Source organism: Streptomyces hokutonensis, assembly GCF_000376565.1.
Taxonomy (GTDB): Bacteria; Actinomycetota; Actinomycetes; order Streptomycetales; family Streptomycetaceae; genus Streptomyces; species Streptomyces hokutonensis.
Map to the genome: position 1 here is coordinate 40,023 of NZ_BARG01000091.1, position 7,436 is coordinate 47,458.

Here is a 7,436-nt window from a genome sequence, read left to right on the forward strand (position 1 = left end):
CCCCGTGCCCAGGCATCTGCCCGGGAGTTCACGGAGCTGAAACGTCACCCCGCCCGTCCCTTCGACCGCGCCGGCTGTCGCCCCGCCCGCTCCATCGGCCGCCCCGGCTGTCGCCCCGCCCGTCCCTTCGGCCGCCCTGGCTGTCGCCTCAACTGTCCCTGGGGCTGGGCCGGTTGTCGTCTCAGCTGTCCTGTCGGCCCACTCTCGGCCGTCGCCCCAGCCGCCCTCTCGGCGCGCTCCCGGCCGTCGGTCGGCCGTCCCGTCGGCCGCCCTCGGCCGTTGCCTCAGCCGGCGGCTCGGCCGCCCCCCCCGAGTTGCCGAGCCGCCCCTCAGCCGACCTTCAGTAGCAGCACCGCCCGGGCCGGTACGGTGATCGCCGAGCCTGCCCGGTGCACCACCCCGGGTGCCTCCGTCTGCTCCTCCCGTGAGGTGTCTACGACCACCTCGTACCGCTCCGCCCACGGCGGCCCGGGCAGTACGAAGCTCGCCGGGCGGTCGCCCGCGTGGAGTACGGCGAGGAAGCTGTCGTCGAGGATCGGGTCGCCGCGTTCGTCGCGGCCGGGGATGTCCCGTCCGGAGAGGTACATGCCGAGGGTGGCGGCGGGCGCGTACCAGTCCCGTTCCGTCATCTCCGTGCCGCGTGCGGTGAACCAGGCCAAGTCCCTTATGCCGTCCGCCGATCGGGCCCGGCCGGAGAAGAACGCCCGGCGGCGCAGCACCGGGTGGCGGTGGCGCAGGTCGATCAGCCGGGCGGTGAGGTCGGTCAGTGCCCGCCAGCCCGGGTCGTCCCGCAGTTCCCAGTCGACCCAACTGATCTCGTTGTCCTGGCAGTAGGCGTTGTTGTTGCCCCGCTGCGTCCGCCCCAGTTCGTCGCCCGCGACCAGCATCGGCACCCCGGTGGAGAGCAGCAGCGTGGTGAGGAGGTTCCTCAACTGCCTTCGCCGCAGCGCCTTTACGCGCTCGTCGTCCGTCTCGCCCTCGACCCCGCAGTTCCAGGACCGGTTGTCGTCCGTACCGTCCCGATTGCCCTCGCCGTTGGCCTCGTTGTGCTTGCGCTCGTACGACACCAGGTCCCGGAGCGTGTAACCGTCGTGCGCGGTGATGAAGTTGACCGAGGCGTAGGGGCGCCGGCCGCCCCACGCGTACAGGTCGCTGGAGCCGGACAAGCGGTACCCGAGGTCCCGTACGTCCGGCAGCGCGCCGCGCCAGAAGTCCCGGACGGCGTTGCGATAGCGGTCGTTCCACTCCGTCCACAGGGGTGGGAAGGCGCCGACCTGGTAGCCGCCGGAGCCGACGTCCCACGGCTCGGCGATCAGCTTCACCCGTCGTAGCACCGGGTCCTGGGCGATGACCGCGAGGAACGGGGACAGCATGTCGACGTCGTGCATGGAGCGGGCCAGCGCCGCCGCGAGGTCGAAGCGGAAACCGTCGACGCCCATCTCCGTGACCCAGTAGCGGAGGGAGTCGGTGATGAGCCGGAGCACGTGCGGCTGGACGACGTGCAGGGTGTTGCCGCAGCCCGTGTAGTCCGCGTAGCGGCGGGCGTCGCTCTGGAGGCGGTAGTAGCCGCGGTTGTCGATGCCCTTCAACGACAGCATCGGGCCCAACTCGCCCGCTTCGGCTGTGTGGTTGTAGACCACGTCGAGGATGACCTCGATCCCGGCCTCGTGCAGCGCCCGCACCATCCGCTTGAACTCGCCGACCTGCTGGCCCGCCGTACCGGTCGCCGCGTAGGCCGCGTGCGGGGCGAAGTAGCCGATGGAGTTGTAACCCCAGTAGTTCTTCAGGCCCTTGCGCAGCAGATGGTCCTCGTGCGCGAACTGGTGGACGGGGAGGAGTTCCACAGCCGTCACGCCCAGTTTCACCAGGTGCTCGATCGCCGCCGGGTGCGCCAACCCGGCGTAGGTGCCCCGGAGTTCCTCGGGTATCCCGGGGTGCAGCTTGGTGAAGCCGCCCACGTGGAGTTCGTAGATCACCGAGTCCGCCCACGGGGTCTTCGGGCGGCGGTCGTCCATCCACTCGTCGTCGGTGGTGTCGTCGTGGACGACGACGCCCTTCGGGACGTACGGCGCCGAGTCGCGGTCGTCGCGCACGGTGTCGGCGACCTGCTGCTGCGGCCAGTCCCGGACGTGCGCGTACACCTCGGGCGGCAGCCCGAACTCGCCGTCCACCGCCCGCGCGTACGGGTCGAGGAGCAGCTTCGCCGGGTTCCAGCGGGCGCCGGTCCACGGGTCCCAGCGGCCGTGCACCCGGAAGCCGTAGCGCTGTCCCGGCATGACACCCGGCACGAAGCCGTGCCAGATCTCGTGCGTCAGCTCGGTCAGCGGGGCGCGGGTCTCCACCCCCCGCTCGTCGAAGAGGCACAGCTCGACCGCCTCCGCGCCCCCCGCCCACAGCGCGAAGTTGGTGCCCGCCACCCCGTCCGGGCCGACCCGGAACCGGGCCCCCAGCGGCATCGGCGTCCCCGGCCACACGGGCACGGTCGGTGCCGGGTGCGGGGCGCCGTTCAGCACGGGGGCGGCACGTGGTGCCGGGAGGGCCTCCACGGCACGCTCCACCGGCACGCCGTCGCCGTCGACGCGCCCCTCCTGCACGGCCTCCTGCTCGGCTGCGCTCGACACCGTCCGGCCTCCTGCGGCTCATGGAACGACGAGGTGAAGGGCGCCCGACGTCCCGGTCGCGAACCCCTGTCCTGTCATCCTCCCCACTGTTCTGCCCAGAGCTTGGGTCGCACTCACGTTTCCCTGAGGCAGGGCCGCTCGTTGGGCACCCCGTGAGGCATGCACAAGGGCGCGCGCGGCGCGCAGGGGTCGCACTGGCCGCCGTACTGACATGGGCAGGACTGCTGGCCGGAGCCACCGGCTGTACTTCCGACGGTTCCGGCGGAAGCGGCATCGACGAGCTCTTCGGCAAGGCACCGGCGCCCGAGGATGTGATCCGGATCTCGCCCGACGACACCGCCAAGGGCGTCAAACCCGACCAGCGGCTGCTGGTCAAGGTGCCCAGCGGACGCCTGGAGTCGGTGCAGGTCGTCAAGGAGCAGGACGCCCAGGACACCCCTGTCCCCGGCCGTATCTCCGACGACGGACTGCGCTGGGAACCCGAGGACCCGAAACTCGCCCTGGCCGCCCGCTACACCGTCGACGCGGTCGCCCAGGACGGCGACGGCCGCCGCTCCGCCCGGCACACCACGTTCACGACCTTCGTCCCCGACGAACGGTTCATCGGATACGTCACCCCCGAGAACCGCGCGACCGTCGGCACCGGAATGATCGTCTCCCTCGGCTTCAACCGGGAGATCGAGAACCGGGCCGCCGTCGAGCGCGCGATCCACGTCACCGCGAAGCCGGCCGTCGAGGTCCGCCCGCACTGGTTCGGCAAGGCCCGCCTCGACTTCCGCCCCGAGAACTACTGGAAGCCCGGCACCCAGGTCACCGTCTCCCTCCGCCTGCGGGACGTGGAAGGCGCGCCCGGCGTCTACGGCCTCCAGTACAAGACCTTCTCCTTCACCGTCGGCCGCAGCCAGGTCTCCCTGGTCGACGCGGCCAGGCACACCATGGAGGTACGGCGCGACGGCGACCTCCTGGCCACCGTGCCGATCACCGCCGGCGCCCCCGGAAGGACGACGTACAACGGGAAAATGGTGGTCATGGAGATGCTGGAGGTGACCCGTATGAACAGCCGCACGGTCGGCTTCGGCGGCGAGTACGACATCCCCGACGTCCCGCACGCCATGAAGCTCACCGACTCCGGCACCTTCCTGCACGGCAACTACTGGGCGCCGACCGCCCCCGGACACGTCAACGTCAGCCACGGCTGCGTGGGGTTGAGGGACGTCAAGGGCGGCGGCTCGGACACCCCGGCCGGGTGGTTCTTCGACCGCAGCATCGTCGGGGACGTGGTCGAGGTCGTGCACAGCAACGACAAACAGGTCGCTCCGGACAATGGCCTCGGCGGGTGGAACATGGGTTGGAAGGAGTGGAAGGCGGGCAGCTCGCTCAAGTGACCGGAGAAGGGGTGGGCTCCCTGTGTCAGGCGGCAGTTGAAGTTGCGACCGAACGGTGACAATCACCTGACACGAAGCTCAAATCCTGGCAGTTAATATGCGCGGACGCGCACGTCAGATGCGCAAAGGGGTGCGGGCCGGACCGGGCCCGGCGAGGGGAGAAAGTCTTGAACGTGCGACCGATATCGGGGGCGTCGGTTGACGCGCGCGGCCGGAGAAACAAGGGCTTGCTGGCGCTGATCCTCGGCGTGCTGCTGCTCGCCGTCACCGCGTGCGGAGGCGGTGGCGGTGGCTCCGACTCCGGTTCCGGCTCCGGCGATGCCAAGGACAAGGCCTCGGACACGGCCCAGACCAAGCAGTCGCAGGCCGTCGTCACCATCGCCCCCAAGGACGGCTCGAAGTCCGTCGACACCAGCGGTGCCCTCAAGATCAGCGCCGCGAAGGGCAAGCTGACCGAGGTCACCGTGAAGGACGCGGGCGGTGACAAGGTCGACGGCGCGATCACCGGCGGCGGCGCGACCTGGACTCCCGCGACGCATCTCGCCGCCTCCACCAAGTACACCGTGCACGCGGTCGCCAAGGACTCCGCGGGCCGGGTCGCCGCCGAGGACTCCAGCTTCACCACGCTGACCCCGGCCAACACCTTCGTCGGCTACTTCACCCCCGAGGACGGCTCCACGGTCGGCGTCGGCATGCCGTTCTCCATCCGCTTCACCCGGGGCATCACACACCCCGAGGACGTCAAGAAGGCCATCAGCATCACGACCTCGCCGGCCGTCGACGTCGAGGGCCACTGGTTCGGCAACGACCGCCTCGACTTCCGCCCCGAGAACTACTGGAAGTCCGGCACCAAGGTCACCGTCAAGCTCAACCTCGACGGCGTCGAAGGCCGTTCGGGCGTCTACGGCAAGCAGACCAAGACGGTCAAGTTCACCATCGGCCGCAACCAGGTCTCCATCGTCGACGCCAAGAAGCACACGATGAAGGTCACCCAGGACGGCAGGACCATCAAGACCATCCCGGTCACCACCGGCAAGCCCGGCTACGACACCTGGAACGGCCAGATGGTCATGAGCGAGAAGCTCACCGTGACCCGGATGAACGGTGAAACGGTCGGCTACGGCGGCGAGTACGACATCAAGGACGTCCCGCACGCCACCCGCCTGACCGACTCCGGCACCTTCGTCCACGGCAACTACTGGGGCGGCGACGCCTTCGGCAACTACAACGCCAGCCACGGCTGCATAGGCCTCCGGGACGTCAAGGGCGGTTACAGCAAGACCGTCCCGGCCGCGTGGTTCTTCAACCACTCGATCCTCGGTGACGTCGTGGTCGTCAAGAACTCCAACGACGCGACCGTGGCACCCGACAACGGGCTCAACGGCTGGAACATGTCGTGGGCCAAGTGGACCGCGTGACACCTTCCTAGAGACGTACCGCGGGCCCGGTGCTGTGACCGACAGCACCGGGCCCGTTGTCGTTAGCGCACGTTAACCTGCCTGCATGACCGTGAATCTCGAAGTCGCCGAGGGCGTCGGCACGATCCGCCTCGACCGCCCGCCGATGAACGCGCTGGACACTGCCACCCAGGACCGCCTCAAGGAGCTCGCCGAGGAGGCCACGCGCCGCGAGGACGTGCGGGCCGTGGTGATCTACGGCGGGGAGAAGGTGTTCGCCGCGGGCGCGGACATCAAGGAGATGCAGCGCATGGACCACGCGGCGATGGTCGTGCGCTCGCGCGCGCTGCAGGACTCGTTCACCGCGGTGGCCCGTATCCCCAAGCCGGTGGTCGCGGCCGTCACCGGCTACGCGCTGGGCGGGGGCTGCGAGTTGGCGCTGTGCGCGGACTTCCGGATCGCGGCGGACAACGCCAAGCTGGGGCAGCCGGAGATCCTGCTCGGTCTGATTCCGGGCGCGGGCGGCACGCAGCGGCTGGCCCGGCTGATCGGCCCGTCGAAGGCGAAGGACCTCATCTTCACCGGCCGTATGGTCAAGGCCGACGAGGCGCTCCAACTGGGCCTGGTGGACCGGCTGGTGCCGGCCGCCGAGGTGTACGCCGAGGCGCACGCGTGGGCGGCGAAGCTCGCGCAGGGACCGGCGATCGCGCTCCGTGCGGCGAAGGAAGCGATCGACACCGGTCTGGAGACGGACATCGAGACCGGGCTCGCGGTCGAACGGACCTGGTTCGCGGGGCTGTTCGCGACCGAGGACCGTGAGACCGGGATGCGCAGTTTCGTCGAAGAGGGCCCCGGCAAGGCGAAGTTCCGCTGAACCGGACGGTCAAATACGGCTCAGCCACTTGCAATTGACGCGACGTCTCATACAGGTACCTCGACGGGATGGTTTATGGGAACCTTAAGGTGACCTTAAGCCTGCCTTGTCGAGGGAGCCTGTCGATTGCCGCCAACAGAGCCTTCACCGCAGGTCGGAGGGGTTGCGGCCGAGACCGAAATGCCCTTGGCATATGTCAATCGGATGTCGCGGAACGGGGGCTTCCGGGGGGCGTATTCCTCCGGAACCGCCCCGGAGGCCGTCCGTGGCGGCCATGATGGACGCATGGCGGGGCTGGAAGGTATCGGACAGCCGCGGGGACAAGGCCGTGCGACCGCGGCGCGCTGGTCGCCTGCGGTCGAGGACGAGCGGGCGCTCAAAGCGATCGAGTTGTTCGGCGATCCGACGGAGGCGGAGGTTCCGCTCCCGTCCCGCCCCGAGTCCGCCGCCGCGGCCCGCCGGCTCACCCAGATCGTCGTCCTGCGGCACTGGGGGCTCAGCCCGAAAATGACCGAGGACGCGGTCCTGCTGGTTTCGGAACTGGTCGGAAACGCCGTACGGCACACTGGCGCCCGGGTGTTCGGACTGCGGATGAAGCGTCGGCGAGGCTGGATCCGCGTCGAGGTCCGCGACCCGTCCAGAGGCCTGCCCTGTCTGATGCCGGTCCAGGAGATGGACCTGAGCGGTCGCGGGCTCTTCCTCGTCGACAAACTCTCCGACCGCTGGGGGGTCGACCTGCTGCCGAGGGGCAAGACGACCTGGTTCGAGATGCGGGTCGCCGACCGCTGAGCGCTCCGCTGGGGGCAGCTCGTCGGTTTTCTGCGGCGCCGTTGTGGCTGGTCGCGCAGCTCCCCGCGCCCCTTTGGGGCGCTGCCGAGCTGGTCGCGCCCGCGCGGCGGAGCCGCACATCGATACCGCCCCGCGCCCCTATGGGGCGCTGCCGAACCGCAGTTGGACCGGCCGAGTATCCCCGTGCGGACGACCGTTCGAGGTGCGACCCGTGAGGGTCCCTCGATCGGGTTAATGCCCCGCTTTCTTACTCGACGCCCCTTAAATGGACCGGGTGACCACGACCGACCGCCGTACGGCGTTGCGTGCGGGTGCCGGGCTCGTCGCCGGGGGCGCACTCGCCGCCGGATGTGCCACGACCGGCCCCGCC

The 7,436-nt window shown here is 69.8% G+C and carries 5 protein-coding genes; 4 read left to right on the plus strand and 1 reads right to left on the minus strand.

Features of this window, described 5'->3' with window-relative positions; all coding sequences use genetic code 11:
* Nucleotides 1-329 precede the first annotated feature (329 nt).
* The gene (gene glgX / locus SSP08S_RS46300) at nt 330-2,621 is read right to left on the minus strand and encodes a glycogen debranching protein GlgX (RefSeq protein WP_019074479.1); all 2,292 of its coding nucleotides are present in this window, start codon (nt 2,619-2,621) and stop codon (nt 330-332) included.
* A 152-nt stretch (nt 2,622-2,773) separates the two neighbouring features.
* Between glgX and SSP08S_RS46305 the strand changes: the two genes are divergently transcribed.
* The 4 genes from SSP08S_RS46305 (at nt 2,774) to SSP08S_RS46320 (ending at nt 7,066) form a co-directional block, all read left to right on the plus strand.
* On the plus strand, nt 2,774-4,006 hold the full coding sequence (locus tag SSP08S_RS46305; RefSeq protein WP_019074480.1) for a L,D-transpeptidase: 1,233 nt from the start codon (nt 2,774-2,776) through the stop codon (nt 4,004-4,006).
* A gap of 167 nt (nt 4,007-4,173) precedes the next feature.
* Complete coding sequence (locus tag SSP08S_RS46310) at nt 4,174-5,424, plus strand: L,D-transpeptidase (RefSeq protein WP_078532773.1); 1,251 nt, start codon at nt 4,174-4,176, stop codon at nt 5,422-5,424.
* Between the two features lie 85 nt (nt 5,425-5,509).
* A complete protein-coding gene (locus SSP08S_RS46315; protein WP_019074482.1) occupies nt 5,510-6,277 on the plus strand; it encodes an enoyl-CoA hydratase/isomerase family protein in 768 nt (255 codons plus the stop codon).
* A 285-nt stretch (nt 6,278-6,562) separates the two neighbouring features.
* Nucleotides 6,563-7,066, plus strand: a complete 504-nt coding sequence (locus SSP08S_RS46320; protein WP_019074483.1) for an ATP-binding protein — start codon at nt 6,563-6,565, stop codon at nt 7,064-7,066.
* Nucleotides 7,067-7,436: the final 370 nt, after the last annotated feature.

Bases quoted from the DNA above. Each gene is read 5' to 3' on its own strand.
- SSP08S_RS46315 (WP_019074482.1), top strand. From the start codon at position 5,510: ATGACCGTGAATCTCGAAGTCGCCGAGGGCGTCGGCACGATCCGCCTC.
- SSP08S_RS46320 (WP_019074483.1), top strand. From the start codon at position 6,563: ATGGCGGGGCTGGAAGGTATCGGACAGCCGCGGGGACAAGGCCGTGCG.